27 protein-coding genes are annotated in these 26,819 nt (G+C 74.6%); 11 read left to right on the top strand and 16 right to left on the bottom strand.

Features of this window, described 5'->3' with window-relative positions:
• Positions 1-17: 17 nt before the first annotated feature.
• The 3 genes from BM142_RS17990 to BM142_RS17980 form a co-directional block, all read right to left on the bottom strand.
• Positions 18-1,013, bottom strand: a complete 996-nt coding sequence (locus BM142_RS17990; RefSeq protein ID WP_092201776.1) for an alpha-1,2-fucosyltransferase — start codon at positions 1,011-1,013, stop codon at positions 18-20.
• 120 nt (positions 1,014-1,133) lie between these two features.
• Complete coding sequence (locus BM142_RS17985) at positions 1,134-2,564, bottom strand: lipopolysaccharide biosynthesis protein (RefSeq protein WP_092201775.1); 1,431 nt, start codon at positions 2,562-2,564, stop codon at positions 1,134-1,136.
• Positions 2,561-3,481 (bottom strand): beta-1,6-N-acetylglucosaminyltransferase, encoded by a 921-nt coding sequence (locus tag BM142_RS17980; RefSeq protein WP_092201773.1) that lies wholly within the window; start codon positions 3,479-3,481, stop codon positions 2,561-2,563. The genes BM142_RS17985 and BM142_RS17980 overlap by 4 nt, the downstream gene beginning before the upstream one ends.
• Before the next feature lie 269 nt (positions 3,482-3,750).
• On the opposite strand from BM142_RS17980, the gene BM142_RS17975 reads away from it, so the two are divergent.
• The 5 genes from BM142_RS17975 to BM142_RS17960 are packed head-to-tail and all read left to right on the top strand — an operon-like array spanning position 3,751 to position 10,124.
• The gene (locus BM142_RS17975) at positions 3,751-5,922 is read left to right on the top strand and encodes a hypothetical protein (protein WP_092201771.1); all 2,172 of its coding nucleotides are present in this window, start codon (positions 3,751-3,753) and stop codon (positions 5,920-5,922) included.
• Entirely contained in the window at positions 5,919-6,959 is a 1,041-nt protein-coding gene (locus BM142_RS24660) for a beta-1,6-N-acetylglucosaminyltransferase (RefSeq protein ID WP_175527335.1), read from the top strand. Before BM142_RS17975 ends, BM142_RS24660 begins: the two co-directional genes overlap by 4 nt.
• Positions 6,960-6,961: 2 nt before the next feature.
• Positions 6,962-7,996 carry a glycosyltransferase family 2 protein gene (locus tag BM142_RS24655; RefSeq protein WP_175527334.1) on the top strand — a complete coding sequence of 345 codons (1,035 nt, stop codon included), beginning with the start codon at positions 6,962-6,964 and terminating at the stop codon, positions 7,994-7,996.
• Positions 7,993-8,841: a polysaccharide deacetylase family protein gene (locus BM142_RS17965; protein ID WP_092201767.1), complete on the top strand. Its 849-nt coding sequence runs from the start codon at positions 7,993-7,995 to the stop codon at positions 8,839-8,841. The genes BM142_RS24655 and BM142_RS17965 overlap by 4 nt, the downstream gene beginning before the upstream one ends.
• Positions 8,838-10,124, top strand: coding sequence for a glycosyltransferase (locus BM142_RS17960; protein ID WP_092201766.1), 1,287 nt, complete (start codon positions 8,838-8,840; stop codon positions 10,122-10,124). Before BM142_RS17965 ends, BM142_RS17960 begins: the two co-directional genes overlap by 4 nt.
• A gap of 79 nt (positions 10,125-10,203) precedes the next feature.
• Here BM142_RS17960 and BM142_RS17955 read toward each other — a convergent pair whose 3' ends face one another.
• From BM142_RS17955 to BM142_RS17940, 4 genes are all read right to left on the bottom strand, one after another.
• Complete coding sequence (locus BM142_RS17955; RefSeq protein ID WP_175527333.1) at positions 10,204-11,430, bottom strand: acyltransferase family protein; 1,227 nt, start codon at positions 11,428-11,430, stop codon at positions 10,204-10,206.
• Positions 11,431-11,480: 50 nt separating this feature from the next.
• Positions 11,481-12,386 (bottom strand): glycosyltransferase family 2 protein, encoded by a 906-nt coding sequence (locus BM142_RS17950; protein ID WP_092201764.1) that lies wholly within the window; start codon positions 12,384-12,386, stop codon positions 11,481-11,483.
• A gap of 242 nt (positions 12,387-12,628) precedes the next feature.
• On the bottom strand, positions 12,629-13,243 hold the full coding sequence (locus tag BM142_RS17945) for a hypothetical protein (protein WP_139228929.1): 615 nt from the start codon (positions 13,241-13,243) through the stop codon (positions 12,629-12,631).
• Positions 13,244-14,763: 1,520 nt separating this feature from the next.
• Positions 14,764-15,858 carry an NAD-dependent epimerase/dehydratase family protein gene (locus tag BM142_RS17940; protein WP_217640776.1) on the bottom strand — a complete coding sequence of 365 codons (1,095 nt, stop codon included), beginning with the start codon at positions 15,856-15,858 and terminating at the stop codon, positions 14,764-14,766.
• A 257-nt stretch (positions 15,859-16,115) separates the two neighbouring features.
• Between BM142_RS17940 and BM142_RS17935 the strand changes: the two genes are divergently transcribed.
• Together BM142_RS17935 and BM142_RS17930 are read left to right on the top strand one after the other, a co-directional pair.
• Complete coding sequence (locus tag BM142_RS17935; protein WP_092201758.1) at positions 16,116-16,352, top strand: AbrB/MazE/SpoVT family DNA-binding domain-containing protein; 237 nt, start codon at positions 16,116-16,118, stop codon at positions 16,350-16,352.
• Positions 16,349-16,765: a PIN domain-containing protein gene (locus tag BM142_RS17930; protein WP_092201756.1), complete on the top strand. Its 417-nt coding sequence runs from the start codon at positions 16,349-16,351 to the stop codon at positions 16,763-16,765. The genes BM142_RS17935 and BM142_RS17930 overlap by 4 nt, the downstream gene beginning before the upstream one ends.
• Positions 16,766-16,780: 15 nt before the next feature.
• On the opposite strand, the gene nrfD is transcribed toward BM142_RS17930, so the two are convergent.
• The 5 genes from nrfD to BM142_RS17905 form a co-directional block, all read right to left on the bottom strand.
• Positions 16,781-17,821, bottom strand: a complete 1,041-nt coding sequence (gene nrfD / locus BM142_RS17925; RefSeq protein WP_092201754.1) for an NrfD/PsrC family molybdoenzyme membrane anchor subunit — start codon at positions 17,819-17,821, stop codon at positions 16,781-16,783.
• A 1-nt stretch (position 17,822) separates the two neighbouring features.
• Complete coding sequence (locus BM142_RS17920) at positions 17,823-18,893, bottom strand: 4Fe-4S dicluster domain-containing protein (RefSeq protein ID WP_092201752.1); 1,071 nt, start codon at positions 18,891-18,893, stop codon at positions 17,823-17,825.
• Positions 18,894-19,005: 112 nt separating this feature from the next.
• The gene (gene fdh / locus BM142_RS17915) at positions 19,006-21,723 is read right to left on the bottom strand and encodes a formate dehydrogenase (RefSeq protein ID WP_092201750.1); all 2,718 of its coding nucleotides are present in this window, start codon (positions 21,721-21,723) and stop codon (positions 19,006-19,008) included.
• A gap of 12 nt (positions 21,724-21,735) precedes the next feature.
• Complete coding sequence (locus BM142_RS25775; protein ID WP_092201748.1) at positions 21,736-22,296, bottom strand: dehydrogenase; 561 nt, start codon at positions 22,294-22,296, stop codon at positions 21,736-21,738.
• A 63-nt stretch (positions 22,297-22,359) separates the two neighbouring features.
• Complete coding sequence (locus BM142_RS17905) at positions 22,360-22,572, bottom strand: hypothetical protein (RefSeq protein ID WP_092201746.1); 213 nt, start codon at positions 22,570-22,572, stop codon at positions 22,360-22,362.
• A gap of 101 nt (positions 22,573-22,673) precedes the next feature.
• Between BM142_RS17905 and BM142_RS17900 the strand changes: the two genes are divergently transcribed.
• From BM142_RS17900 to BM142_RS17885, 4 genes are all read left to right on the top strand, one after another.
• Positions 22,674-23,486 carry a GDSL-type esterase/lipase family protein gene (locus tag BM142_RS17900; protein ID WP_175527332.1) on the top strand — a complete coding sequence of 271 codons (813 nt, stop codon included), beginning with the start codon at positions 22,674-22,676 and terminating at the stop codon, positions 23,484-23,486.
• Between the two features lie 72 nt (positions 23,487-23,558).
• Entirely contained in the window at positions 23,559-23,792 is a 234-nt protein-coding gene (locus BM142_RS17895; protein WP_139228927.1) for a ribbon-helix-helix protein, read from the top strand.
• The gene (locus BM142_RS17890; RefSeq protein WP_092201740.1) at positions 23,789-24,157 is read left to right on the top strand and encodes a type II toxin-antitoxin system PemK/MazF family toxin; all 369 of its coding nucleotides are present in this window, start codon (positions 23,789-23,791) and stop codon (positions 24,155-24,157) included. Before BM142_RS17895 ends, BM142_RS17890 begins: the two co-directional genes overlap by 4 nt.
• Positions 24,158-24,211: 54 nt before the next feature.
• Positions 24,212-24,493 (top strand): hypothetical protein, encoded by a 282-nt coding sequence (locus BM142_RS17885; RefSeq protein WP_092201738.1) that lies wholly within the window; start codon positions 24,212-24,214, stop codon positions 24,491-24,493.
• Between the two features lie 233 nt (positions 24,494-24,726).
• Here the strand turns inward: BM142_RS17885 and BM142_RS25415 are convergent, their stop codons facing one another.
• The 4 genes from BM142_RS25415 to BM142_RS17870 all read right to left on the bottom strand — a co-directional run bounded on the left by BM142_RS25415 (position 24,727) and on the right by BM142_RS17870 (position 26,793).
• Positions 24,727-24,861, bottom strand: coding sequence for a hypothetical protein (locus BM142_RS25415; RefSeq protein ID WP_256381316.1), 135 nt, complete (start codon positions 24,859-24,861; stop codon positions 24,727-24,729).
• A gap of 151 nt (positions 24,862-25,012) precedes the next feature.
• Positions 25,013-25,216, bottom strand: a complete 204-nt coding sequence (locus BM142_RS17880; RefSeq protein WP_139228926.1) for a hypothetical protein — start codon at positions 25,214-25,216, stop codon at positions 25,013-25,015.
• A gap of 95 nt (positions 25,217-25,311) precedes the next feature.
• Entirely contained in the window at positions 25,312-25,497 is a 186-nt protein-coding gene (locus tag BM142_RS17875; protein WP_092201734.1) for a hypothetical protein, read from the bottom strand.
• A gap of 63 nt (positions 25,498-25,560) precedes the next feature.
• Entirely contained in the window at positions 25,561-26,793 is a 1,233-nt protein-coding gene (locus tag BM142_RS17870; protein ID WP_139228925.1) for a hypothetical protein, read from the bottom strand.
• Between the last annotated feature and the right edge of the window lie 26 nt (positions 26,794-26,819).

Raw genomic sequence — 26,819 nt, 5'->3', positions numbered from 1 at the left:
CTCAAGGGCTCCCGGCCTCAGAGCTCGCGGCCGAGGGTGAGCCACTGCGGCGGGACCAGGTCGCCGGTGTCCACCGACCGGTCGGTGAACCAGGGCCGCGGCACGACGACCGGCCGCCCCGGGCGCTCCCCCAGCCACCCTCCCCACCAGCTGAACGAGCTGTTCGCGGCGACCAGCGCGTCGGCCCGGGCGAGCAGCGCGATCAGCTCGAACGCGTCGATCCCCCGGGGCGGCCGGATCGGCACCAGCTCCGGGAAGCCGGTGAACTCCGCCAGCACGTCGTCGACGGCGTCGCTCATCACGTACACCGGACCGTCGATGCCCAGATCCCGGAGGAGCTCCAGCGCCCGGCGGTAGTACCCGCTGGTCGCCAGCCCGTGGAAGGCCTGCACCTGCGGCAGGACGTAGTCACCCCGGCGCACGTTGAGCACGATCGACCCGTCGCCCGGCCGGATCCGGCCGCGCATCTCCTCGTACCAGGACGACGGCGCCGTCAGCCGCAGCATCCGGCTGCGCACCTCCTCGGCCACCGAGTCGAAATAGCGCCACGACTGGAAGAAGCCCAGCAGGGTGGTGCCCACCGGGATGCGCTCGATCCGCGGGTCGTAGGCGAAGGAGGCCTCGGTGAACACCCCGCCGACGGCGCCGTCGAGGCGGCGCCCGACCCACCGCTGCCACCCGTCCGCCGTCGACATCACCGGCAGGCCGCGCAGGATCGGCCGGTGCGCCGCCTCGTCCCCGGGCACCGCGAGCCCGTTGTCGAAGCTGTCCAGGCCGTAGGAGAACCCGTACGGGCGCTGCGGCCGGAGCGGGCCGAAGAACCCGAGGCTGACGTAGTACGGGCAGTCCAGCCGACGGGCCTGGGCCAGGCCGGCCGCGTAGGTGAACAGCTGGTTCCCCAGGCGCTCGACCGGATAGATGGTGATCCCGTCGGGCTGGCGGGCGCGCGCTCCGGCGGCGGCGAGCGCGCGGGCGCGGTCCAGTGCGGCGCGGGGCGAGGACAGCTCCACCATCGGATCGGCTCCAGACATCCGTCGGGGTGCGCGCCGGGACGCCGCAGCCCCCGGACGACCGGGTCCCGGATCATGCCCGCCGGAGGAACCCCTGGGAACCGCCGTCGTCGTGGCGCCCGATCAGGCCGCGGGTGCCCGCCGCGCGCGGCGCAGGCCGTGCAGCACCCAGGGGATGCACAGGGCGGCCAGCCCGGTGCGGACGGCGATCCACCCGGCGTCCTGGGGCAGCAGCACCGACGCCGCCGCCAGCGCGGCGACGCCCACGAGCCCGACCTGCAGCCGGGCGGGGGTGCGCGGCCACACCAGACCGGGCGGCAGCGCCCGCCGCTGCAGCACCGCCTGCACGGTGAACGCGACCGTCGTCGCGGCGGCGGCCCCGACCAGCCCCCACGCCGGGACGACCAGCAGGTTCAGCCCCACGTTGACCGCCGCGGCCACGGCTGTCGCGACCGCGAGCGGCCGGGTGCGCCGGGCGGTGATCAGCGCCCGGCTGCTCGCCAGGCCGGCCACCACCGGGACCGCCGACAGGACCACCAGCAGCACGACCGGCAGCAGCCGCGTCGGCTCGAAGCTCGACGGCGCCACCAGCCGGAGCAGCAGCGGCGCCCCCAGGACGACGCCGAGGATGATCGGTGCCAGCGCCCGGTACAGCTCGTCGCGGGAGCGGCCGATCAACGCCCACCGCTCGGCGTCGTCCCGGACGGCGGCGATCCGCGGCCCCCACGCGTGCCCGGTCAGCGTGAGCACGGTGACCGCCACGAACCCGACCGTGTAGGCCACCTGGTAGCGGCCGGTCTCCGCCGGGCCGAGCAGCCGCTGGATCACCAGGCGGTCGCCGGCGCTGAGCACGATCGCCGACAACCCGGCGAGCATCAGCGGGATCCCCAGCTGCAGCGACCGCCGGAAGACCGGGACGTCGACCAGGCCGCGCCAGTCCGGCCGGGTGAGCGCGACGCCGACGGCCATCGCGAGCACCTGGCCGCCGACCCCGCCCCACGCGTAGACCTCGGCGGTCTTCCCGACCGTGAACAGCAGCACCAGGCCGACGAGCTGGCTGCCCACGGTGGACAGCAGGGTGACCCAGCTGAACGCCCGCAGCCGGTCCTGGGCCATCAGCAGGGCCAGCGTCAGCTGGACGGTGACGGCGGGCAGCGTCCACAGCACGGTCGCCAGGACGAGACCGTCGAAGCCGGCGAACCCGAGCGCCCGGCTCCACAGCGGGCCGGCCACACCCGCCATGAGGGTGGTGGCGGCGGCGATGGCGATGCCGGCGGCGATGAGACCGCGCGCGGCCCGGTCGTCGCCGTCCTCGGCCCGCTGCAGCACCAGCGCCTGGTCCAGTCCCACGATCGACACCACCAGGAGCAGCTGGTGGACGGCGATCGCCGCGGCCATGAGCCCGAACCCGCGCGGCCCCAGCTGGTAGGCGAGCACCGGGGAGACGACGACGGCGCTGAGGAACGGGACGGACGCCACGGCCACGTAGAGCAGCCCGCGGCCGAACAGCCCCGACATCGCACCGGCGGGCGCCGGATCGACCGCCGACGTCATTCCGGAGCCGGAGTGCGCGCCCCGCGGAAGGACGCGTCGATCTCGTCGAGGACCGCCGTGTCGACGGCGGTGCCGAACTTGCGGGCGAAGAACTTCGCCGCGCCGTCCGGCGGGTCCGCGCAGACCCGGCGCAGCATGTCCAGGTCGTCCACGGTGAGCCAGGCCGGGCTCTTCGCGGGCCCGCGCTCCGCCCAGTGGATGACCCAGGCGCCGGCGCGGATCCGCTCCCGCTCCCAGCCGGGCACCAGTGCCGGCGTGTGCAGGACCGAGTACACGAACGTCTCGTCGGGGATCCAGGTGCGCCGCCAGCGCCGGACCAGGTCGGGCCGCCCGTCCAGCACCCGGAGCACCGCCGCCGCGTGGGAGCGGGCCAGCACCTTCGACTGCGAGCCGCCCGCCGGCACCACACCCCGCGGGAGCCGGCGGGGCAGCGGCAGCACGAGGGTCCGCTTCCGCCAGGGGGCGAACCGGTACCGCAGGCGCCCCAGCCCGCCGCCCAGCCCCCACTCCGGAACCGGCATCGGGCGCGACCAGGCGATCGAGCGGCCGGGCAGGCCGGCCAGGGTCCCGGCGATCGCCGCCGACGCCATCAGCGGGTAGTCCGAGCCCGAGAGCAGGGCGACGTGCGTCGCGTCGGTGGCGGCCAGCGCGGCGCGGTAGCCGTCGAGCTCCGCCTCGACGGCGCCCCAGCCACCCCACGGGGTGCTCCGCCGCGGCAGCAGGGTCACCCGGTCCGGCAGGGAGGCGGTCATCCGGTCGTACACGTCCCCCGGCGTCCGCGCGTCGCAGTGCAGGAACACGGGGAAGGGGTCCAGCGCGGCCACGAGGCGGCGGACGTGGACCGGATCGGTGTGCGCGAGGACGACGCAGGCGAGCGGGGCGGCGCCGTCCGGACTGCGGCTGGGCGCGGGATCCATCCGGCACTCCCTCCGGCGTCCGCCCGATTCGCGTCGTCATCACGGTTCCCGGCGGCCGGACCGCCGCCGAGCGGCGGCCAGTGTCACACGTCGCGGCGGCCCAGCGCGCACGAATCGGCTCCACGACGGCTGTTTTGGTGGTGGACTGCGCGGGTGCGGGGGCAGGCCGAGCGCAGCGGGACCCGCCGGTTGCTGCCCGCGTGCGGTCGGGACGTGAACCGGCCCGCCGGCCTGCGCCGACGGCCCTCCCGAGCTCCGGGCGGGCACCGGTGACCACCCGGCACCTGCCCTCGATCGCGCCCCCGACCCCGCGGCCCGGGGCCGGCGCGGAGGCGGGCACCGGGTCGGGCCGCCGCCCGCCGGTCACCCTGCCGCCGCAGCCCACGGCCGTGGACCGATGGCTGACCGCGGCGATCGTCCCGTCGTCGGTGCTGGCGCTCGTGGTCGTGGCCGGCTTCCCGACCGCGACCGGCTCCGTCGGCACCGCCGTCCGGGGGCTCGTGCTGCTCGCCTTCTGGCTGGTCGCGCCCGGGGCCGCCGTCCTGATCCGGCTGCGCATGGCACCGATGACGAAGCTGGCCCAGGTGCCCCTGGTGGGGCTGGCCGTCCTCGTCGGCCTGTCCACGGCGGGCGCGTGGGCCGGCGTCTGGGAGCCGGGCCTCGCGACGGCGGCGGTCGCGGTCGCGAGCATGGCGTCGGCCGGGGTCTCGATGTCGCGCGGCACGGCGCCGCCGGTGGCCCCGCACCTGGCCCGGCCACGCCGCTCCACCGTGCTCCTCGGCCTCGGGCTGCTGGTCTCCGTCGGGCTGTGGGCGGGGTCGATCCCCGCGATCCGCGACGCGGAGCCCTCGGTCTTCGGCCTGCTCGTGTCCGGTCCGCCGACGTTCGCCGCCGCGCTGCTCGGGGTCTGGATCGTCCTGCTGATCGCCCTGCGGCTGCGCCGGGTGGGGATGAGCGCGCTCGCCGCGGCCGCGCTGCTGCTCCTCCTGCGGGCGACGGCGTCGGTGGCGGCGCCGGTGCCCATCGCCGCCTGGACGTACAAGCACATCGGCGTCGTCGGCACCCTGCAGCAGAGCCGGGAGGTGCTCGGCGGCACCGACATCTACATGAACTGGCCGGCGATGTTCGCCGGGGCCGGCTGGTTCAGCGACTCCAGCGGCGTCGCCGTCATCGACCTGGCCCGGTGGATCACCCCGCTCGTGCACGTGCTGATCGCGCTCCAGGCGGCGGCCCTGGCCCGCGCGCTCGGCTCGTCGGCGACCGGCGCGACCGCCGCCGCGGCCCTCGTCGTCGCGTTCAACTGGGTCGGGCAGGACTACTTCTCCCCCCAGGCCCTGGCGATGTGCCTCGCCGCGGGGATCCTGGTGCTGCTCGTCCAGTCGCGCACGAGCCCCGCCGGCGCCGTCCTCGCCCTCGGGCTCTTCGCGGTCGTGACCGCCACCCACCAGCTCACCCCGTTCTGGCTGGTCGCCCTCGCGGTGGCCCTGACCGTCCTGGGCCGGGCGCCGTGGTGGCTGGCGCCGGCCATGGCGCTGGTGCTGGCGGCGTACGTCCTGTCCCGGATGGAGGCGGTCGCCGCCTACGGGCTGATCAGCGGCTTCGACCCGATCGGCAACGCCGGGAACAGCCTCCCGCCCGTGACCGCCCCCGGCAGCGAGCTGGGCAGCCTGGTCGCCCGCGGCACCGCCTTCCTGATGTGGGGCTCGACGCTGCTCGTCCTCCTGGCGCGGATCCCCGGCCACGGCCTGCGGGGGCTGTGGCGCTCGGAACGGATCGTCGTGGCGGGCGCGCTCGCGTTCTCCCCGTTCGTCCTCCTGGCCGCGCAGAGCTACGGCGGCGAGGCGAGCCTGCGGGTCATCCTCTACTCCTCCGTCGGCTGCGCCGCGGTGCTCGGGCCGGCGCTGGCCGGCCTGCTGCAGGCCCGCCTGCTGTGGGCGACCGTGGGAGTCGCCTGGGCGCTGGTGGCCGCGGCGCTGACGGCGCAGTCGTCCTTCGGCCTCTGGTCGGTGAACCTGATGCGGGAGGAGGACGTCGCCACCGCCGGCTGGCTGGCCGAGGAGACGCCGGACGCCGTGGTGATCTCCCCGCTGGCCAACTGGCCGGGCCGCGCCTCGGTGGACTACCTCGACTTCTACGACCAGGACGCGCCGCTGGACGTGCTGCTCGTCGGCGTGAACCCCGACACCGACCCGCAGATCACCCTCCAGGTCCGGCCGCTCACCGACCTGCGGCTGGAGAACCTCGTCGACCTCCTGCCGGACGAGCCGACGTTCATCGTCTTCACCGCGGCCCAGCGCGCCTGGGACGCCTACTACGCCACCTTCCAGCCGGGCGGCTACCAGAACCTGCTCGACGACCTGGCGGAGAACCCGGACTGGCGCGTCGTCGAGCACACCGGTGACCTGTGGGTCTACGAGTACCTGCCCCGGAGGAACGGGTGACTGCCGCGCCCGCGGGAGCGCCGCGCATCGCCTACTTCATCACCTCCTACCAGTCACCGGAGCAGCTGAGCCGGCTGCTCCGGACCCTCCGGGCGGCGCAGCCGACGGCGGAACTCGTCGTCCACCACGACGTCTTCGCCGGCCCGATCGACCCGGGCACTGTCGCCGAGGTCGGCGGCCACCTGCACACCAGCCCGCACCCGATCGTGTGGGGCGACATGTCCCTGGACCGCAGCCGCTGGCGGGTGATGCGCTGGGCCCTCGAGAACCTCGAGTTCGACTGGCTGGTGCTCCTGTCGGAGCAGGACTACCCGATCGCCCGGCTGGACCGCTTCGCCGAGCGGCTGCGCCGCAGCGGGGTGGACGCCGTCCTGGACGCCGTCCCGATCACGGAGCTGCCGGACGCGGAGGCACGCCTGGACTGCCACCGCCGGTACGACTACCAGTACGTGCCCCTGCCCGCCTGGCACCTCACCCGCGCCTGGCCGCCACGGCTGCGGGGCGCGGTGCGGCGGGCGCGCGACCTGCTCTACGGCGCGATCGCGCGGTCCCAGGGCCTGGTGCACGTGTTCAAGCTGCCGGACGCCCTCGGCCTGCCCAACCGCGTCGGGCTGCGCGCCGGGTCGAGGAGCCCGTTCACCGCCGCGTTCCCGTGCTGGTGGAGCTCCGCCTGGTACGCGCTGTCCCGGCGGGGCGTGGCCCGGCTGCTGGAGCTGGTCGAGGCGGATCCCGGCCTGATGGCCTACTACGAGCGCACGATCATCCCGCTGGAGTCGGTGGTGGCGACCCTGCTGTGCAACGCCCCCGACGTGCCGGTGGAGCGGGCGTCCCTGCACGCCATCCGGTGGAGCGCCGTGGAGACGGGGCGGCCGGACCTGCTCGCCGACGGCGACGCGGCGCAGCTGCTCGGCTCCGGCCTCTTCTTCGCCCGCAAGTTCGACCCGCGCGCCACTGCGCTGCTCGACGAGCTCGACCGGCACGTGCTGCGAGACGCCGACGGCCCGGCCCTCTCCCCCGCCGAACCGGCAGGGGGCTGACCGTGCCCGGCGACCCCGAGCGGGGGCCCGTGTCCGTGGTGGTGTGCACGCTCGGCCGGGAGCCCCGGCTGCGCGGGACGGTCCGGGCCGTCCTGGACCAGACGCATCCCGACCTGGAGCTCGTGGTCGTGGACAACGACCCCGCGTCCGGCCGCACGGCCGCGCTGCTGTCCGGCGTCGCCGACGAGCGGCTGCGGCTCGTCACGCAACCCACCCGCGGGCTGTCCGCGGCGCGCAACGCCGGGCTCGCCGCGGCGCGGGGCGGCGTCGTCGCCTACACCGACGACGACGCCGTCCCCGATCCCACCTGGATCGCCGAGCTGCTCGACGTGCTGGACGCCGACCCCGCCGGGACCGTCGCCTGCGTCACGGGCCGGGTGCTCGCCGCCGAGACGGCGACGGCCGAGCAGGAGTGGTTCGAGGACGCCGGCATCTTCGACAAGGGCACCGAGCGGACGGTCTGGGCGCTGGATCCCGCGCCGTCCGGCCTGGGCACACCAGGCACGCACTCACCGTTCTTCCCGTACACCGCCGGGGAGTTCGGCAGCGGCAACAACATGGCCTTCCGCACCGAGGCCCTGCGCGCGATCGGCGGCTTCGACGAGGCGCTCGGGGCGGGCACCCCGGCCCGGGGCGGCGAGGACCTCGACATCTACCGGCGCGTGATCCTGGCCGGCCGGACGCTGGTCTACACGCCGTCCGCCGTGGTGCGGCACCACCACCGGGAGAGCACCCGGGCGCTCCGGGTGCAGATGTTCGGCTACGGCGTCGGCATGGCCGCGGGCCTCACGAAGCTGCTGGCCCACGGCGGCCGGCCGGCGCTGGCGGTGCTCCGCTGCGTCCCGCGCGGGCTGCACATGCTGCTCTGGCCGACGTCGGCGCGGAACGCCAAGCTGCCGGCGGAGACCTCGCGCCTCCTGGTGGCGCTGGAGCTGGCCGGCTACCTGGCCGGGCCGCTGCTGTACGCGCGCAGCGCCGCCCGGGTGCGCAGCCGGCGGCGTGCCCCGCGCGGTGCCGTCGAGGGCGGACGGCGGTGAGCGCCCTGCTCGCCACCGGGAACCGGCGGGCCGCGGTGCCCCCTGCCGTGCCCGTCCTGCTGTACCACGCGATCACGGACACGCCGGGGCGGCAGATCGCGCCCTACTCGGTCTCCCCGGCCGTCTTCGCCGAGCACCTGTCGCTGCTCGTCGGGGCGGGGTTCCGGTGCGTGCCCTTCGGCGCCCTGATGAGCGGGCGGGGTGGACCCGACGGGTGGCGCGGGGACGAGCGGATCGCGGTGATCACCTTCGACGACGGCTACGCGGACTTCGCCACGGCCGCGCTGCCCGCGCTCCAGGCGCGCGGACTGCCCTCGACGCTGTACGTGACGACCGGCTGGCTGGCGGGGTCGCCGGTGCGGGAACCGGGGCCGGAGGACCGCATGCTCGCCTGGGGCCAGCTGCCCGAACTGGTCGAGGCGGGGGTGGAGCTGGGGGCACACAGCCACAGCCACCCGCAGCTGGACACCCTCGGCGGCGGCGCGCTCCGCGACGAGCTGAGCACCCCGCGGCGGCTCCTGGAGGACGCCCTGGGCCGGCCCGTGACGACGTTCGCCTATCCGCACGGCTACCACGGGCCGCGGGTGCGCCGGCTGACCGAGGAGGCCGGGTACGCGTCCGCGGCGGGGGTGCGCAACGCGGTGTCCCGGCCCGGGGAGCACCCGTTCAGCGTGTCCCGGCTGATGGTGACCCGCGATCTGACGCCGGCCCGGTTCTCGGCCTGGCTGGAGGGGCGGGACGGCCGGCGGAGCACCCACCGCGAGGCCCCGGCGACGACCGGCTGGCGCGCCTACCGGCGGGCGAGGGCCGTCGTCCGCCGGCGGCCCGGATCGGACTACCGGTGACCGGCTTCCGTCCCCGGCGCGTGCTGTCGGTCGACCTCGCCACCCACGAGCTCGAGTACCCCGACCCCGGTTCGCGGCCCGGCCACCCCCTGGCCCGGGTCCTCGTCCAGCACGGCGGGGAACCGGTCGGGATGGTGGAGGTCGAGGCCCCCGACAGCGACGTCGTCCGGGCCGCGGCCGAGCGGACCTGGGCGGAGCTGCGGCCGCAGCTGTCCACCGTGCTGCGCGAGCAGGGTCTCCGGCCGCCGGAGACCCTGGCCGACGTCGGGCCGGACGCGCCGGCGCCGTCCCCGGCCGGGACGCCGGCCGCCGGTCCGCCGGCCACGGTGACCATCGCCAGCTTCCGCAACGTCGACTCCACCGTCGCCACCGTGCGCCGGGTGCTGGAGAGCGCGTACTCGCCCTTCGAGGTGGTCGTGGTCGACAACGACGTCGACCCCGCGCCCCTCGCGGCCGCGCTGGGCGCCGCCTTCGCCGGCGAGGAGCGGGTGCGCTGGGTGCACGAGCCCCGGCAGGGACTGTCGTTCGCCCGCAACGCCGGTCTGGCGGCCGCACGCGGGGAGATCATCGTCTTCACCGACGACGACGTCCGGGTGGACCGGCAGTGGCTGGCCCGGCTGGTCGCCGCGTTCGACGCGGCCGACGACGTCGGCTGCGTGACCGGGGCCATCATGCCGGCCGAGGTCGAGACCCAGCCGCAGCTGTGGCTGGAGGAGTTCGGCGGCTTCCACAAGGGCTTCCGGCGGCAGGTCTTCGACACCGGCGACCACCGCCACGGCAGCCCGCTGTACCCGTACAACGCCGGCCTGTTCGGCTCGGGGGCGAACATGGCGTTCCGGACGGAGACGGTCCGGGGCCTGGGCGGGTTCGCCGTCGACCTCGGCGCGGGCACCGTCGCGCACGGCGGCGAGGACCTCGACATCTTCCAGCGCACCGTCTCCGCGGGGCACACGCTGGTCTACGAGCCGGCCGCGCTGATGTGGCACAGCCACCGGCGGTCCTACGAGGCGCTGCGCCGGCAGATGTTCCGCTACGGCGTCGGGCTGTCGGCCACCGTCACCAAGTGGATGCTCGACGACCGCCGGACGGCGGCGGCCGTCCTCCGCCGCATCCCGCTGGGCGTGCGCTACCTGCTGAGCCCCGGCTCGAAGAAGAACCTCGGCAAGTCGACGACGTTCCCGCCCGTCCTCACCCGGCTGGAGCTGCTCGGCGTCCTCTGCGGCCCCGTCGCCTACCTGCGCAGCCGTCGTCGGGCCCGCGCGGTGCTGTCCGGCAGGCGCTGACCCGCCGGCTCTGCCCTCCGGCCGCACCGGATCGGTCCCGCGCCGGATCGGTCCCGCGCCGGATCGGTCCCGCGCCGGATCAGTCCTCCGGTCGCCCGACGGCGACGGGCGCGACCGCGGGCGCGACGGCGACGGGCGCGACGGGGACGGGCGCACCCGCGGGCGCGACGGCGACGGGGGCGGCCGCAGCGGGCGGGGTCACGGCCCGGCTGCGTCCACCGCCCCCGAAGGCCCGGCCCACCTGCCCCGAGAACCGGTGCGCCGGGGCCTCGACGAGCCGGTAGAAGACGGCCGAGGCGAGCACCGCGAGCGGCAGCCCGATCCCCAGGATGACGGCGGGATTCGTGGTGGCGAGCACGACGGCCAGGCTCACCAGGACGGGCTCGTGCACCAGGTAGAGGCTGAACGAGCGCCGGCCGATCCATTGGCTCACCCGGAATTCGCCGACGCGCACCGCGCCGGGGCTGTAGAGGAAGGCGCACACCACCAGGGCCGCCCCCGCCACGCTGAGCGGGGTGGCGATCATGGGCGCGACCGGGGAGGGCAACCACGAGGTCTCGACGAGCAGCAGCGCGACGACGAGCAGCAGCCCCCACGCCCACGTCCGCATCCCGCGGAGCAGCCGGCCGACCTCCTCGCGGTGTGCGGCCAGCAGGGTCCCCAGCCCGAACATCGGGAGGTAGACGAGCCAGGCGGTCAGGGTGCTCTCACCCAGTGCGGTCAGCCCCAGCAGCGCGAGCGCCAGCACCGGGGCCAGGAACCGCACCCTGCGGGAGAGGGCGGCGAGCAGGACGTACACCGGCAGGAGCAGGGAGAAGTACACCTCCCACTGCAGGGACCAGAGCGGGCTGTTGAGCATCGTCGTCCACTCGAGCAGCGACAGGTCGTGCTGCAGCCCGTCCCGCGTGAGGGGCATGTCGTGGGCGTTGATCCACCAGCTGGCGCCCGGCCTGCTCTCCCGGGGGAACAGGAAGTACAGCCCCACCGCGACCGCGAGAGAGGCCCACACCGGGAGGTAGAGCCGCACCAGACGGCGCGGGTAGTAGCCCAGCCAGGACGGCCGCGGCCGCCGCAGGAAGGGCAGCGTCAGCACGAAGCCCGACAGCACGAAGAACAGGTACACCGCCTGGGGCCCGGCCCAGAACAGGTGCAGCGGCGTCTCCGCCGCCCACCAGGACCAGTGGCCCTCCTCGATGCCCACGTCCCCGGCGAGGACGGGCGCGGCCATGCCGGCGTGGAACACCACCACGACGACGGCCGCGAACCCGCGCAGGCCGTCGAGCGCCGCGTACCGCTGAGCGCGCACAGGTCCTCCCGCCTCGGTGCGAGGTGCGAGACCCGGCGCCCGGACGGCGTTCAGGACCGGTCCGTACCGGTGCGCGGGCCGGCCTCGTGCTGCAGCCGGCCGGCCTCCGGCGGGGCGACGGCGACGTTGTCGAGGAACACGTGGGTGCGGCGCACGCCCTTGCCGTTGATCCGCTCGACCAGCAGGGCCCGGAGCACCCGGCCCCCGTCCCGCCAGGTGTCGAGGTTGCTGGTGCCGTGCAGGCGCTGGAACTCGAAGCTGGGCACCTCGGTGACCCGCATCCGGGCCTTGGCCATCCGGGTGTTGATGATCGTCTCGATCTCGAACCCGTCCCCCCAGAGCCGGCCGGCCTCCTCCGCCGGCCGGGGATCGATGTCCAGCGCCTCCAGGCAGTGAGTCCAGAAGGCGTTGTAGCCGTAGCAGAGGTCGGTGTACCGGGTGCCGAACAGGACGTTCGCGGCCCGGTTCAGCCAGCGGTTGCCCCACGACCGCACCCGCGTGATGTCGCTGCTCCCGCCCCCGTTGGCGAAACGGGTGCCCTTCGCGAAGTCCGCACCGGTCATCAGTGCCTCGACGAAGCGGGGGATCTCGCGCGGGTCGGCCGATCCGTCGGCGTCGAGCATCACGACGATGTCACCGGTCGCACGGGCGAAGCCGCAGGCCATGGCGTTGCCCTTGCCGGCGCGGTTCTGCAGGACGACGCGGACCCCCGGCCGCAGGGCACGGGCGACGTCGATCGTGTCGTCCACGCTGCGGCCGTCCACCACGATCACCTCGTGGAGGTCCGCGGGCAGGTGGGCGAAGACCGTGGGCAGGTTCTTGGCCTCGTTCAGGGTGGGGATGACGACGCTCACCCGGGGCATGGCATGCCGGCGGGCCTCCCGCGCGGGGAAGGCGGACACCACCGCGTCGACGTGGCGCTGCTCCGGAATCGCAACGTGCTGCTGCTGGTTCATGACTCGACCTCGTGTCGTGTGCTGCTCGGTGTCTCGGCTGGTCCGACGGGGCGTCCCGCGACGCTGCGGGAGCCGGTGTCCTCGGTGACGTCACCGGAGGACCGGGGCGGACCACGCTGTGGCCCTGCGGGCTGATCGGTTGTCTGTGCGGAGCCCCCCGGTGGGCGGCCCTGCCGGTGGCGTCCTGCTCGCGGTCCGGGCGTGCCGTGGGCACACGTCCGCCGGCCGGACGCGGGACGGGTTCAGTCCGGGCGGGAACCCGGATCCGCGGCACCGCCGACGACTGCCTCTGCGGCGCCGACCACGACGTCGCCCGGAGCCAGTGCAGGGGGGCCGGCGATGTCGCCGGTCAGGATGGCGTGGACGAGACCCCACGACCCGTGGTTCCCGCCGCCCGAGGCCGACGCGCTGGGCGCGTTCGCGCTGCTCGGTGCCACGGGCGCCGGGGGCGGCATCGGCGCAGGCGCCCGGCTCCGCGGCGGCAGCGCCGCCCCGCCGATCGGGCCGGGATCGGCTGCTGCGCCCGCCTGGGTCACCGAGGTGGCCGCCCGGCCGGGGTCGTTCCCGCCGGCCCGCATCTGGATGCGTCGGCCGGTGTAGCCGTCGGGTGCGGGGGGCGCGGCGCCCGAACTGTGCGCGCTCCGCTTGGGGCCGTCCTCCGCGGCCATGGGCCGCTCGAGGTCCGGCGCGACGGGTGCCCACGGCGCGGGCGGGACCGGCGTACTGGACGGGGCCAGGGACGCCGCGGTCGTGCCGTCCGGCGTCCCGCTCTTCTTCGCGTCGCCCGGCTTGCCCCCGGCCACCGGATCCGCCTTCGCCGTGTCCCCGCTCGCCGCATCCACGATCGGGACATCCACGGTCGGGACATCCACGGTCGGGACGACCTCGCCGGTCGTCCCGGCCGTCGCCGCACCCTGGCCCGGCGTGACGTCCGGGGTGCTGCTCCCCGGCTTCGCCTTGCCCGGCGTGACGGCGTCGGGCTCGCCCTGGTCCGACGCGACGGCGTCCGGCTCGCCCTGGCCCGGGGTGACACCGCTCGGGGTGACGTCCGGCTCGCCCTGGCCCGATGCACCCTGTCCCGTTGACCCCTGGCCCGATGCACCCTGGCCCGGAGTGACGATGTCCGGCGTGCCGACGCCTGGCGCGCTCTGGCCCGGAGTGACGATGTCCGGCGTACGACGCCTGGCGCGCTCTGGCCCGGAGTGACGATGTCCGGCGTGCCGACGCCCGGCGCGCTCTGGCCCGGCGCGCTCTGGTCCGGCGCGCTCTGGTCCGGGGTGACGTCCGGCTTGCCGCCGCCCGGCGTGCCCTGGCCCGGCGTGCCGTGGACCGGCGTGCCGTGGCCCGGCGTGACGTCCGGCGTGACGTCCGGCGTGCCCTGGCCCGGGGAAACCCCACCCGGAGCGACGTCCGGCTTGCCGCCGCCCGGCGCACCCTGGCCGGGAGCGACGACGCCCGGCGTGCCCTGGCCCGGGGAAACCCCACCCGGAGCGACGTCCGGCTTACCGCCGCCCGGTGCACCCTGGCCGGGAGTGACGACGCCCGGAGTGCCCTGGCCCGGCGTGACGTCCGGCTTGCCATGGCCCGCCGTGCTGGCGTCCGGCTTCCGCTGGCCGGGCGTGACCTCCGGCTTGCCCTGGCCGGCGTTGCCGCTGTCCGGCTTGCCCTGGCCGGCGTTGCCCTCCGGCGAGACGACGTCCGATTGTCCGGCGTCCGGCACGGGGGCCGGCGCGGGAGGGCCGGGCGCCGTTGCGCCGGACCCTGCGCCGGCGGGTCGCGGCGTCGGCCCTGGGTCGGCCGGTGGCGGCCCGGGGTGCGGGCTCTTCGGTCCAGCGGGCGGATGCTGCACTGCCGCGGCCGCACCCTGCCCAGGTGTCGGACCAGCCGCGTGACCCGGTGACGGAACGGCACCGTTCGCGACCGGATCGCCGCTCGCGGCAGCGCCGGTGGCGAGGGCGACGAGGAGCGCCCACATTCCGGCCAGGAGGACCGCGGCCAGGAGGATCCGTCGCTCCCACGCCGTCCGCCGGGTGTGCGCAGCGGCACCGGGCAGCGACACGGCGGTGCCGTGCGCTCCCTCGGTCGTGCGGCTGCTGCGCACCTCGTACCTCCTGGGTACCTCCGGCCGGGTGCTGAGCGATCCTCGTGGGAGGTCGGGTCCACCCGTCCGGACCGGAGGGTTTCGTCGGACACGACGAAGGGGAACAACCTTGGCCCCGCACCTCTGAGAAGTGCGCCACTTCCCGGGCGTCCCTCACCATCGGTAACCGCGCCCGCCTGCTGCGGAGTGGAACGCACTCGTTCGGAAGCGCCGGGAAGGGCCGTCACCGGCGACCGGGTCCCGGGTCCGCAGTTCCCGGCGCGCGATCCCTCGTGGTCAGAGCCCCTGGTCGCCGGGCGCATCGCCGGCGATCCACTCCAGCAGCCGGCGCAGACCGGCCTTCGGCTCCACGGCCGGCCGGTAACCGAGCGTGGTGGCGGCGTGCGAGATGTCGGCCGAGGCCGCGCGGACGTCGCCGGCCCGGAAGTGGCCGGAGGTCAGGGGCTCCGGGGCTCCCGTCTCGTGCGCCAGGAACTCGGCCATCTCCTGCAGGCTCACCGCGCGGCCCGAGCCGATGTCGGCCAGCAAGGGCTCGCTACCGGAGCGGCCCAGGCAGCTCTGCAGAGCGGCGACCACGTCGTCGACGAAGACCAGGTCCCGGATGATCTGGCCGCCCTCGTACACGTCGATCTGCTCGTGGGCGAGGGCCTTGCGCGCGAAGAGGCTCATGATCCCGGTGTAGGGGTTCGAGAGCGACTGACCCGGCCCGTACACGTTCTGCAACCGCAGCACGGAGAAGCGCGACCCCATGGCCACGGTCCAGGCACCGAGGATGTGTTCCTGGGCCAGCTTGGTCGCGGCGTAGACGTTGGTCGGCCGGGGCTCGGTGGTGGCGGCGGCGTGCGGCAGGGGCGCGACGGCCCGCAGCCCCGCCGTCGGCGGTTGGGGGTCCCACTGCCCCGCCTCCAGCTGGGCCGCCGAACGGGGAGCGGCGTAGTACGTGCTGCCGTCCGAGGCCGACCACCGACCCTCGCCGTAGACCGCCCGCGAGGAGGCGAGGACGACGTGCTCCGGCACGTGCCCCGCACGGGCGAGGGCGTCGAGCAGCTCCGTCGTCCCGACCACGTTGACCCGGCCGTGACGGCTGGCCTGGGTGAGCGACTGGCCCGTCCCCGTCTCCGCGGCGAGATGGACGACGACGTCCGGGGTGCAGAGCCGGAGCAGGGCGTCGCACTGGCTCGCGCTCGTGACGTCCACCGGGTACCGCACCGCGGCCTCGGGGGTGTCGGCCGGCCATCCGCGGCCGTCGTGCACCTGGGGGTGCAGGACGTCGGCGATGACGACCTCGTGCCCCTCGCCGACCAGCCGGGACGCCAGCCGGGATCCGATGAAGCCGGCCCCGCCGGTGATGAGCACGGTCTGTGGCGCCACGAGCATCCTCCCCTTCGAGCCCGTGCCGGCTCACCTCGCCGCGCGAGGAGTGCGCCGGGCCGGAGCCTCAGGTGGAGGGGTAACGGACTTCCGGAACGCCGTCAACGGCCTCGCGCACCGGGACCGGAGACGCACCCGCAGCCGACCGGCCGGCGCGAGCGGGTGAACCGAGGCGCAGACAGCCGGAGCTTCCCCGCCCGCAGCGTCCCGTTGGCGGGAGGACACCGTGATGGATGTTCACTGGTAGCGTTCCACCAGTGCGGACCACGATCGACAGCCTCGGCAGGATCGTCGTGCCGAAGGCCCTGCGGGACGCTCTGGGGCTCACGCCCGGCTCGACCCTCGACGTCAGCCGATACGGAGCAGGCCTGCAGCTGATCCCGGCCGGGCGTACGGCGCGGCTCGTCGAGGTCGACGGTGCGCTGGTGGCCGACTCGTCCACCGCGGTCACCGACGACGACGTGTTCGGGCTCCTGGACTCCGGCCGCCGGTGACGCGACTGGCCTTCGACACCAGCGCCGCCGTTCCGTTGCTGCTGCGCTCCCACACCGCACACACCGCCGTCCGGCGCCACGCGGCCGGGCGGTCGCTGGTCCTGACGACCCATTCCCTGGCCGAGACGTACTCGGTGCTCACCCGTCTCCCCGGGGACGCCCGCGTGGCAGGGGACGATGCCGCCCGGCTGCTGGAGGCCACCTTCGACACCGTGCTCGAGGTGCCGGCCGCGGAATCGACCGGCCTACCGCGCGTGCTCGCTCCGCTGGGGATCGCCGGGGGCGCCGTCTACGACGCCCTGGTGGGTCTCGCAGCGCGGGCGGGTGACGTTCCGCTGGCCACCCGCGACGCCCGCGCCCTGGGTACCTACACCGGTCTCGGGGTCCGCCTCGAGATCATCGAGGGGACCTGATCGGCCGGCCGTGCCTCAGCGGCTGACCGACGGCGCGTGCCCGTTCTCCCGGGCCGCGAGCCGCTCCCGCTGCGGGACGACGGTGTACTTCGGGTCGCGGGCGCTGGCCATGCCGGCGTCGAAGACGCCGAAGCGGGTGAGCAGCGAGCCGGCCGCCAGGAGCGTTCCTGACGCAACCGCCCCCAGCCGGGTACGCCCGGCCACGACGGTGAGACCGGCGCCCGCGGCGGTGCACGTCCTCGCCGCCCGCATCAGCTTCCCGGCCCGCCCCTCGTGGTACGGCTCGGAGACGATGCTCTCGTCGTTCTCCACCTGGTGCACCACCGCGAGCTCGAGCGCAGCGCCGGCGACGGCCATCTTCCGCGCCGGGCCCGCCTCCTCCACCGGCGTGAAGGCCATGCACAGCCCCCCACCGGCGGCCATCGCCGAACCGGCGAACACGAACGGCAGCTTGGTGTGGAACTCGTGCCACGACGGCACCGCCGTGTTGCTCAGCAGCACCGCCGTGTAGGTGGCCATCGGCCCCCCGAACAGCCCGCCCACGATCCCGCCGAACCGCTTCAGCCGCGGGAACCAGCCCAGCAGCTCCACCGCCGCCGTCGCCCCGGCCGCCGCACTGAACGGCGACAGGATGTAGGTGCCCACCGACAACGGCGACGTCGGCTTGAACACCCGCAGCATGTGCAGGAACCGCTCCGGCCGACCCAGGTCGTGGATCAGGAAGCCCACCGAGGCGATCGACCCACCACCGGCCACCAGCCGCGCCGCCCGGGTCAGCGCCGGCCGCCCGGACAGGTCCGCCATCGCGCCCAGCACCGCCGACGAACCCGCGGCTCCACCGAGGAACAGGTACAGCGGCACGTCCGGGGTCTTCCACACCGGCGGCTTGATGATCGGCCGGCCGTAGTAGGAGGTGAACTCGGCCTCGTCGACCATCGCGATCTCGGCGTTGCGCCCGCGTCGTCCGCCCTTGCGGCGCCGCTTCTGGCTCTTCTGCGCCGGCGGCCCGTCCGCGCGCCGCCAGCCGGCGCCGGGCGTGGTGATTCCCTGCGTCATGTCAGCGCCTCCGCGAGCCGAGGACCGCCGACAGCGCGACCCCCACCATCATCGCCGCGCCGGTGGCGGCCGCCTTCCACATGGCCGGCAGGTCCCGGGTGGTGACGACCGGGTCCGGCGGCAGCCCGTACACCTCAGGCTCGTCGAGCAGCAGGAAGAACGCGCCCGCTCCCCCGACGCCGTCGTCCTCGTCCCGCCCGTACAGTCGCGCCGTCTCCACGCCCTGCTCCTGCAGCGTGGCCAGCCGGGCGTCGGCCCGGGCCTGCAGCTCGTCGAGGTCGCCGAACTGGATGGACTGCGTCGGGCACGCCGTGGCGCACGCCGGCTGCAGCCCGTCGGTGAGCCGGTCGTAGCACATCGTGCACTTGAAGACCCGGCCGTCGTCCTTGCGCTGGTCGATCACCCCGTACGGGCAGGACGGCACGCAGTAGCCGCAGCCGTTGCAGATGTCCTGCTGGACGACGACGGTGCCGAACTCGGTGCGGAACAGCGCCCCGGTCGGGCAGACGTCGAGGCAGCCGGCGTGCGTGCAGTGCTTGCAGACGTCGGAGCTCATCAGCCAGCGGATCTGCTTGTCCGCCCCCGTCTGGCCGGTCTGCGGGTCGAACTCGGCGAGCGCCTCGGCGTTGAGCACGCTGGCCTGCGCCTTGGCGGTGGTGTCGACGTCCCCGGTGTCCGGTGCTCCCAGCTGCGGCACGTCCGGCCGGTTCTTCGCCCCGGGCAGGCCGACGGCCGGCATCGGCAGGTCGACCACGCGGGTCTGCTCGATGAAGGCCACGTGCCGCCACGAGTTGGCGCCGAGCATGCCGGTGTTGTCGTAGGACATCCCCGACATCCCGATGGCGTCGCGCTTGCCGTCCGCGTCGTCCATCGGGAGGGTGTTCCACTCCTTGCAGGCCACCTCGCAGGCCTTGCAGCCGATGCAGACCGAGGTGTCGGTGAAGAAGCCGACCCGCTTGGGGTGCTCCTCGACGTAGCCGGCCTCGGCCGACACGTCGGGCAGCGGCCCGAACAGCCGGTTCTTCGGATCGTTCTGGCTGAGCCCCGGGCTCGCCGAGCTGATCGAGGTCATGCCGCGTCCTTCACCCTCATGTCGCCGTCCTCCCTCACCGGGAGTCGTCCTCCCCCACCGCCCACCATGAGGGAGGACGCGCCACGATCAGGGAACCTGATCCCAGCCGCGGTCACAGCGCGGACCCTTCGCCCGCGGCGACGTCCACGGGATCGCGGCCGTTCACCCCGACCCGGCCCGAGTCCACCCCGGCCCGCCGTCGGTAGGCCTCCACGAACTCCAGCAGCTCCGGCCCGCGGGGGCGCCGGCCCGGCCGGATGTCGCAGGTGGACACCTTCGACTCCTGGATGTGGGTGTTGGGGTCCATCACGATGCCCAGCAGGTCGTTGGCGGCGTCGCCGGTGGAGATGCCGGTGTAGGACCAGTGGTACGGCATGCCGATCTGGTGGACGACGGTGCCGTCGCGCAGCCTGATCGGCCGCACCCGCTCGGTGACCAGCACCTTCGCCTCGACCGCCGTCCGCGCGCTGACCAGCGTGGCGTAGTCGTTGTGCGTCAGGCCGCGCAGCTCCGCGAGCTCCGGGCTGACCTCCACGAAGAACTCCGGCTGGAGCTCGGCCAGGTAGGGCAGCGTGCGGCTCATCCCGCCGGCGGTGTGGTGCTCGGTCAGCCGGTAGGTGGTGACGGCGAACGGGAAGACGTCGCTGCGGCTCGGGTTGGCCCGGTTCCACGGGCCCTCGATGATCTCCAGCGTCGGGTTGGCCTGCTGCTTGTACAGGCCGTTCTCGACGACGGACTCGGCCGGCTCGTAGTGCGTGGGCAGCGGCCCGTCGACGACGCCGGCCGGCGCGAACAGCCACGCCTTACCGTCGCCCTGCATGACGAACGGGTCGTTGCCGGCGAGGGCGTCCTGCGCCCTGGCGCCGTCCGGGGGCACGTAGTCCGGCCGCTTGGTCTTCTCGAAGTCGGGGACGTCCAGGCCGGTCCACTCGCCGGCGTCCTCGTCCCACCAGACGTACTTCTTGCGCTCGCTCCACGGCTTGCCGTCGGGGTCGGCCGAGGCGCGGTTGTAAAGCATCCGGCGGTTGAGCGGCCAGGCCCAGCCCCACTCCGAGGCGACGGCGCCCTGCTCCTTGGCCGGCTTCCGGCGGGCGGCCTGGTTGACCCCGTCGGCGTAGACGCCGGTGTAGATCCAGCAGCCGCCGGACGTCGAGCCGTCGTCCCTCATCTGCATGTAGCTGTTCAGCAGCTCGCCGTCGGGGCCGAAGCCGTTGATCTCGCGCAGCACGGCGTCGGCGCTGGGGTCGGCCGTCTCGCCCTCGACCGGGTAGTCCCAGGTGAGGTCGAGCAGCGGCCGGTCGCGGGGATCGGTCGAGTCCTTCAGCCGGTCGCGCAGGATCCGGCCCAGGTGGAAGAAGAACCACAGGTCGCTGCGGGCGTCGTTCGGCGGCTCGACGGCCTTGTGCCGCCACTGCAGCACCCGCTGGGTCTGGGTGAACGTGCCTTCCTTCTCCACGTGCGTGGCCGCCGGGACGAAGAAGACCTCGGTGCCGATCGTCTCGGGGGACATCTCCCCCGTCTCGATCTCCGGGCCCTCCTTCCAGAAGGTCGCCGACTCGATCATCTGCAGGTCGCGGACGACCAGCCAGTCGAGGTTGGCCAGCCCGAAGCGGTTCATCCGGCTGTTCGGGTGCCCGACCGTGGGGTTCTCGCCGACCAGGAAGTAGCCCGACACCTTCCCCTTGATCATGTCGGTGATCGTCCGGTAGGAGCTGTGGTCGCCGTTGATCCGCGGCAGGTAGTCGAAGGCGTAGTCGTTCTCCGCCGTCGCCGCCTCGCCCCACCAGGCCTTGAGCAGGCTGGTCATGTAGGCGGGCTTGTTGCCCCAGAAGCCGGCCTTGCCGGCCGCGTCGGCGACGTACTCCTCGAGGTCGTGGTGCTGGTGGGCGTGCGGCATCGGCAGGTAGCCGGGCAGCAGGTTGAACAGCGTCGGGACGTCGGTGGAGCCCTGGATGCTGGCGTGCCCGCGCAGGGCGAGGATGCCGCCACCGGGGCGGCCGATGTTGCCCAGCAGCGTCTGCAGGATCGAGCAGGTGCGGATGTACTGCGCGCCGACGCTGTGCTGCGTCCAGCCCACCGAGTACACCCACGCCGTCGTCCGGTCGCGGCCGCTGTTGCTGGTCACCCACGCAGCGACCTGCTCGAAGACCTCCGGCTCGATGCCGCAGACCTCCGACACCATCTCCGGGGTGTAGCGGTCGAAGTGCCGCTTGAGGATCTGGAACACCGACCGCGGGTGCTGCAGCGTCTCGTCCCGCTTGGGCTTGGCCGGGATCGGCGGGCCGCCGCTGCCGGCCGCCTGGGCGCGGTCGGACTTCTTCACGGCCGGGTCCTGCTCGCTGCGCTCCTGCTCGGCGGCCTCGGCCGGGTCGTCGGCGCCGGACTCCGGCGCCTCCTCGAACTCGTACTGCCAGCTCGTCTCGTCGTACACGTTGTTCGCCGGGTCGAACCCGGAGAACAGGCCGTCGAGGTCCTCGGCGTCGACGAACTCCTCACCGACCAGGGCGGCGGCGTTCGTGTAGGCGGTGACGTAGTCCGCGAAGTACAGCTCGTTGTCGAGCACGTAGCGGATCAGCCCGCCGAGGAAGGCGATGTCGGTGCCGATGCGCAGCGGCACGTGCAGGTCGGCGATCGCGCTGGTGCGGGTGAACCGCGGGTCGATGTGGATGACCTTGGCGCCGCGCGCCTTGGCCTCCGTCACCCACTGGAAGCCCACCGGGTGGCACTCGGCCATGTTCGAACCCTCGATGACGATGCAGTCGGAGTTCGCCAGGTCTTCCAGGAAGTTGGTTGCGCCACCACGGCCGAACGAGGCACCCAGACCGGGCACCGTCGCGGAGTGCTATATCCGGGCCTGGTTCTCGATCTGGATCGCGCCCAGGGCGCTGTAGAGCTTCTTCATGAGGTAGTTCTCCTCGTTGTCGAGGGTCGCCCCTCCGAGGCTCGCTATCCCCATGGTGCGGTTGACCCGCTCGCCGCCGTCCTCGTCCTGCCAGCCCTTGTTGCGGGCCTCCAGGACGCGGTCGGCGATCATCTCCATCGCGGTGTCGAGGTCGAGGTCCTCCCAGTCCGTGGCGTACGGACGGCGGTACTTGACCGTGGTGACCCGGCTCGGGCTCGTGACCAGCTGCTTGCTCGCGCTGCCCTTGGGGCACAGCCGGCCGCGGTTGATCGGGGAGTCCGGGTCGCCCTCGATCTGGACGATCGCCTCGTCCTTCACGTAGACGTTCTGCGCGCAGCCGACCGCGCAGTACGGGCAGACGCTCTTCACGACCTTGTCGGCCGTGGCGGTGCGGGAGACCGTGGCATCGGTCGCCTTGCTGCGCGCGGCCTTGCCGCGACCCAGGGGATCGGTACCGGTCAGTTGCCGGTACACCGGCCACGCGTCGAGCCAGGTCTTCACTCCCGGAACTCTGCCATCCGAAACCGTCTGCGGCACGACGGGGTTGTGCGCGTGTTCGCGCAGTCAGACCCGCAGGCCGTTCTCGGTGCGGTGCTTGGCGCCGCAGTCGCGGCACAGGTCGTGCGTGCGCGGGGCCGGGTCGAACACCGGGTTCAGCCAGTCCGCGCCCCGGCGGACGGCGCGCGACCGCATCGCGACCACGTTGCTCCCGCCGCAGACGCCGCACGGCTCCGCACTGGCCCCGACCTTCTCCGCTCGCCGCTGCCGCACCTCCATGCCGGTGATCTTGTCAGCGTCCGGGCTCGCTGAGTAGGGCGCCGGACACGGTCGGCCGGATCGTCCGGCGAGCAGCTGAACCGGGCGGTACCGTGCCGCTCGTGGCGAGGGACCGGCCGGGCTTCTTCGCCCGCCTGCCGCTCCCCAGCCGCACCGAGGGCCTGGTGATCCTCGCCGTCCTGCTGGTGACGGCGATCGCCGTCGGCATCTCCGCCTGGTACGCGAGCACCCGCACCCCACCGGTCTTCGACCCGCCGGACGACGCGGCCGCCCCGGCTCCTCCCGAGCCGGATGCCCGCGCCCCGGTGCTGGCCGTCTACGGCGACTGGTACGTGTCGGGCACCGAGCAGGGCGGGCTCGGGCCGGCCGGCTGGCCGGCGCTGGTCAGCGAGCGGATCGGCGCCGAGGCCACGGTTCCGCACGCCGTCGCCGGCGCCGGCTACGTCGCCGAGGCGGCCACCACCGGCGACACCTTCCCGACCCTCGCGGCGGGCGCCCCGGAACCGGAAGCGGACGTGACGATCGTCTTCGGCAGCCGCAACGACTACCAGGTCCCGCCGGCCGCGATCACCGCCGCAGCCACGCAGACCTACGAGACGATCCGGGCGGCCGCCCCCGGCACCGTGCTGCTGGTGATCGGGCCGGCGTGGACCGACGCGGCCGTACCGGCGGAGCTCGTGCCGGTCCGCGACGCCGTCCAGGCGGCCGCCACCGCCGCCGGCGCGACGTTCCTCGACCCGCTCACCGAGGGCTGGTTCTTCGACGAGACCGGGCTGATCGCCGCGGACGCCATCAGCCCGACCGACGCCGGGCACGCCTACCTCGCCGACCGGATCGAGCCCGTCGTCCGCGGGCTGCTCGCCGACGAGCCCGGCCTCGACCCCGCCGTCGACGCGACCGAACCCCCGCCCTGAGGGCGGGCGTCCGGTCCCCGGCGCCACGCCGACCTCGTCACCGGAGTGGATATCGTTGGTATCCTCAGCGGTATGTCTGACCCGGTGACCACCATCAAGGTGCCGCGGAGCCTGCGCGAACGCATCGCCGCACGGGCAGGTCAGCAAGGGGTGACGGCCGCCGAGGTCATCACCGAACTGCTCGACGAGGCGGACCGGCACGCGCGGTTCGCCGCCGTCCGCGAGGCCTACGCGAACACGGACGCGTCCTACCGCGAGGAGACCGAGGCGTGGGACGCGGTGACTGACGACGGTCTGCACTCGTGACGGACGACGCCCCGTCGCTCCAGCGCGGTGCCATCGTCTGGGTCGACCTCGACCCCACCGCAGGACGGGAGCAGCGCGGCACCCGCCCCGCCCTGGTCGTGTCCAGCACGGACTACCTGTCCAGCGTCCGCGACCTGGCGATCGTCGTCCCGCTCACCTCGGTGGACCGGCGCTGGCCCCACCATGTGCTCGTCGAGGGCGAGCGCACCGGTCTCGCCAGGTCCAGCTTCGCGATGACCGAGCAGCCGCGAACGATCTCGACCACTCGGATCGCGCGGCGAACGGGGACTGCGGGCACCGACACCATGCGCCACGTCGACCAGTGGCTCCGCGACTTCCTCGGCCGGGGGCGCGAACGGCTCTGAGCAGCCCGTCTCGTCAGGTGGTGACACGGTGGCGGTGGACCTAGCCTCGACGTCGTGCCCGATGCCCGGCCGGTCAGCGACCAGGCCGCAGCGCGCATCCGTACCGCGCTCGCCGGTGTGCGCACTGCCCAGGACGACCTCGAGGTCGCCGTCGCCCGAGCCCTGCTGGACGGCGCCTCGGTGCGCGCGGTGGCGGAGCTCGGGCTGTCGCCGAACACCGTCCAGAAGTACGGCCGCGCGCACGGCTGGCCGACGGAGGAGAACCGCGCCCGGTTCAACGAATCGCGGTGGGACCGCTACGCCCGGGAGCAGGACGGCCACACTCCGGCCGAGTAGGGGCGGCTCCACCGGACGCCTGCAGTCGACCGATGGAGCCTGACCGCGAACGAGCCCACGTTTCGAGCGCCGGCGGATGAGCCCGACGCTACGGGGAATGCGGCACGCCGTGCGTCCACCGTGGCAGAGGGTGATCCGGTGCCCAGCTCGCCGGCGCCGCCGCAGCCGGAGCTCGGTCGCACGGTTCACGGCACCGGCAGGCGTCCCGGTTCGAGAACCCGGCCGCCGCGCGGCTACGACCGGGCGTCGATCTCCAGGTCGAGGCCGAGCACGGCGGACGCGCCGGCCGCCAGCAGCCAGAAGCCGACGGTGAAGCACTTGCGCACAGCGTCGACGTGGTGGTGGTCCGAGCGCCAGTTGCTGGCCATGGCTTCCCCTCTCGTCGTAGGCACCGAAGCTACTGACGGGCGGGGGAGGCCGGTCGACGGATGTGACTCGGGGGACGGATGGGACACGACGTCGGGCATCCGTTATCTCCGCGCCGGGGCCGGCCGATAACTGCTCCCCGGCGCGCCGGCGTCAGCGGCGCCGGGGCGGGAGCAGGGGCTCGTGCGGACCCGACCGGTCCCACGTGCAGGTGAAGGTGGCGCGGACGTAGGTCTCGGGCTCGCCCGGCCGGTGGACCGGCGCATGGACCACGCGGCCCGCACCGCCGCAGCGGCAGAGGACGACGCGGTCGGCGTCGCGCTGAGCTGGATCCAACACCTCGGCGTCACCGATCACGAGCGAAGCTTCCGCCGTCGCGGGGCGGTGGGCAAGCACCGTGATCGGGAACACGCAGGCCGGTACGCGATCGGGCGACGGCGCCATGACGGCGGTCACCCCGGCGCGCGCATCGCCCGCAGCGCCAGCACCCCGCCGGCTCCCGCGACGACGAGCATCGCCGCGCCGGCGACGATCGTCCCGGTGCCGCCGATCCAGAACAGCGCACCGGCCACCCCGATGACGAGCACCAGCTCCACGAGCACCACCACGGCCAGCAGCACGGCCAGGAACTTCGCCACACCGGAAGGCTGCCACAGCGGGCATGGGCCGTCTGCCCACCGGAGGAGTGGTCGTCGGCCCGGTCAGCCGGGCAGCTGGACGGGCAGTGACTCCGTGGCTCCGGAGACCGGCAGATCGGCCGGTCCGGGCAGCTCCTCGACGACCGGCTCGACGGCCTCGACCACCGGCTCTGCGGCGCGCTCGACCGGAGCCGTGACCGGCTCGACGGCCTCCACCACCGGCTCCACCGCCTGGGCGACCGGCGCGGTCACCGGCTCCACCGCCTCCACCACCGGCTCTGCGGCGCGCTCGACCGGAGCCGTGACCGGCTCCACGGCCTCCACCACCGGCTCCACCGCCTGGGCGACCGGCGCGGTCACCGGCTCCACGGCCTCCACCACCGGCTCCACTGCTTCCACGACCGGGTCCACCGCCCGGGGCACCGGGGTGGGCACCGGCTCCGCCACCTCGGGAGCGGGATCCACCGCTTCGACGACCGGCTCGACCGCCTCGACCACGGGCTCGACGCCGTCGGTCACCGGCTCGACCACCTCCGCGGCCGGCTCCACCACGTCGGCGACCGGTCCCGGCCCGGGAGCCGGCACGTCGCCCCCCGGCGGGGTGGACGGCGCCCCGGCTGCCGGCGGCGGGGAGCCGACGGTGCCCTGCGGCGCCCCGCCCGGTGCCGGCGCCGCAGGCTGATCCACCGCGGCCGGACCAGTCGGCGCGACGGAGCCCGACTGGGCCACGGGCGCCGGTTGCGCGGCGGGCGTCCCCGCCGACGGTCGCGCCCCCGACCCAGCTCCGGCACCGGGGGTCGCGGCACCGGGTGCGGACGGTCCCCCCACCGCGGCGCACACCGCCGCCGTGGCGGCCAGCGCGGCCTCGCGCAACGACGACGTCCCCGCGCCGCCGGGCCAGCTGCTGCCCATCCCGCCGACACCCGGCGTCAGCTGCCGGCCCACCGGCGTGACGGCGGACCCACCGGCCCCGTCGTCCCCCGGTCCCCCGTCGTCCCCCGGTCCCCCGTCGTCCGGCCGTCCGTCACCCGGCCCGTCCGGGGCCACGTCGGGCAGGCCGTAGCCCGGCGGCGCCGCCCCCGGCCATCCCCCCGACTCCGGCTGCCCGACGACCAGCAGGACCGCCGCCGCGGCCACCGCCAGCGTGCCGCTCGCCCCCCACAGCGCCGGGACCGCCCGCTCCCGGACGACGGCCACCCGCGCCTCGTCGTCCTCCGGTGCGCGGTGCCGGCCCGCGGCGGGCGTCTCGTCGTGCGCGTCGGACGGCACGCGGTGCCGCCCACCCGGTTCGCTCATGATCTCCCCCACCGGACCTCTGCGGC

This window comes from Blastococcus tunisiensis (genome assembly GCF_900112815.1).
GTDB lineage: Bacteria > Actinomycetota > Actinomycetes > Mycobacteriales > Geodermatophilaceae > Blastococcus_B > Blastococcus_B tunisiensis.
The sequence above is the reverse complement of the archived record's forward strand: the minus strand, read 5'-3'. Positions and strand labels throughout refer to the sequence as shown.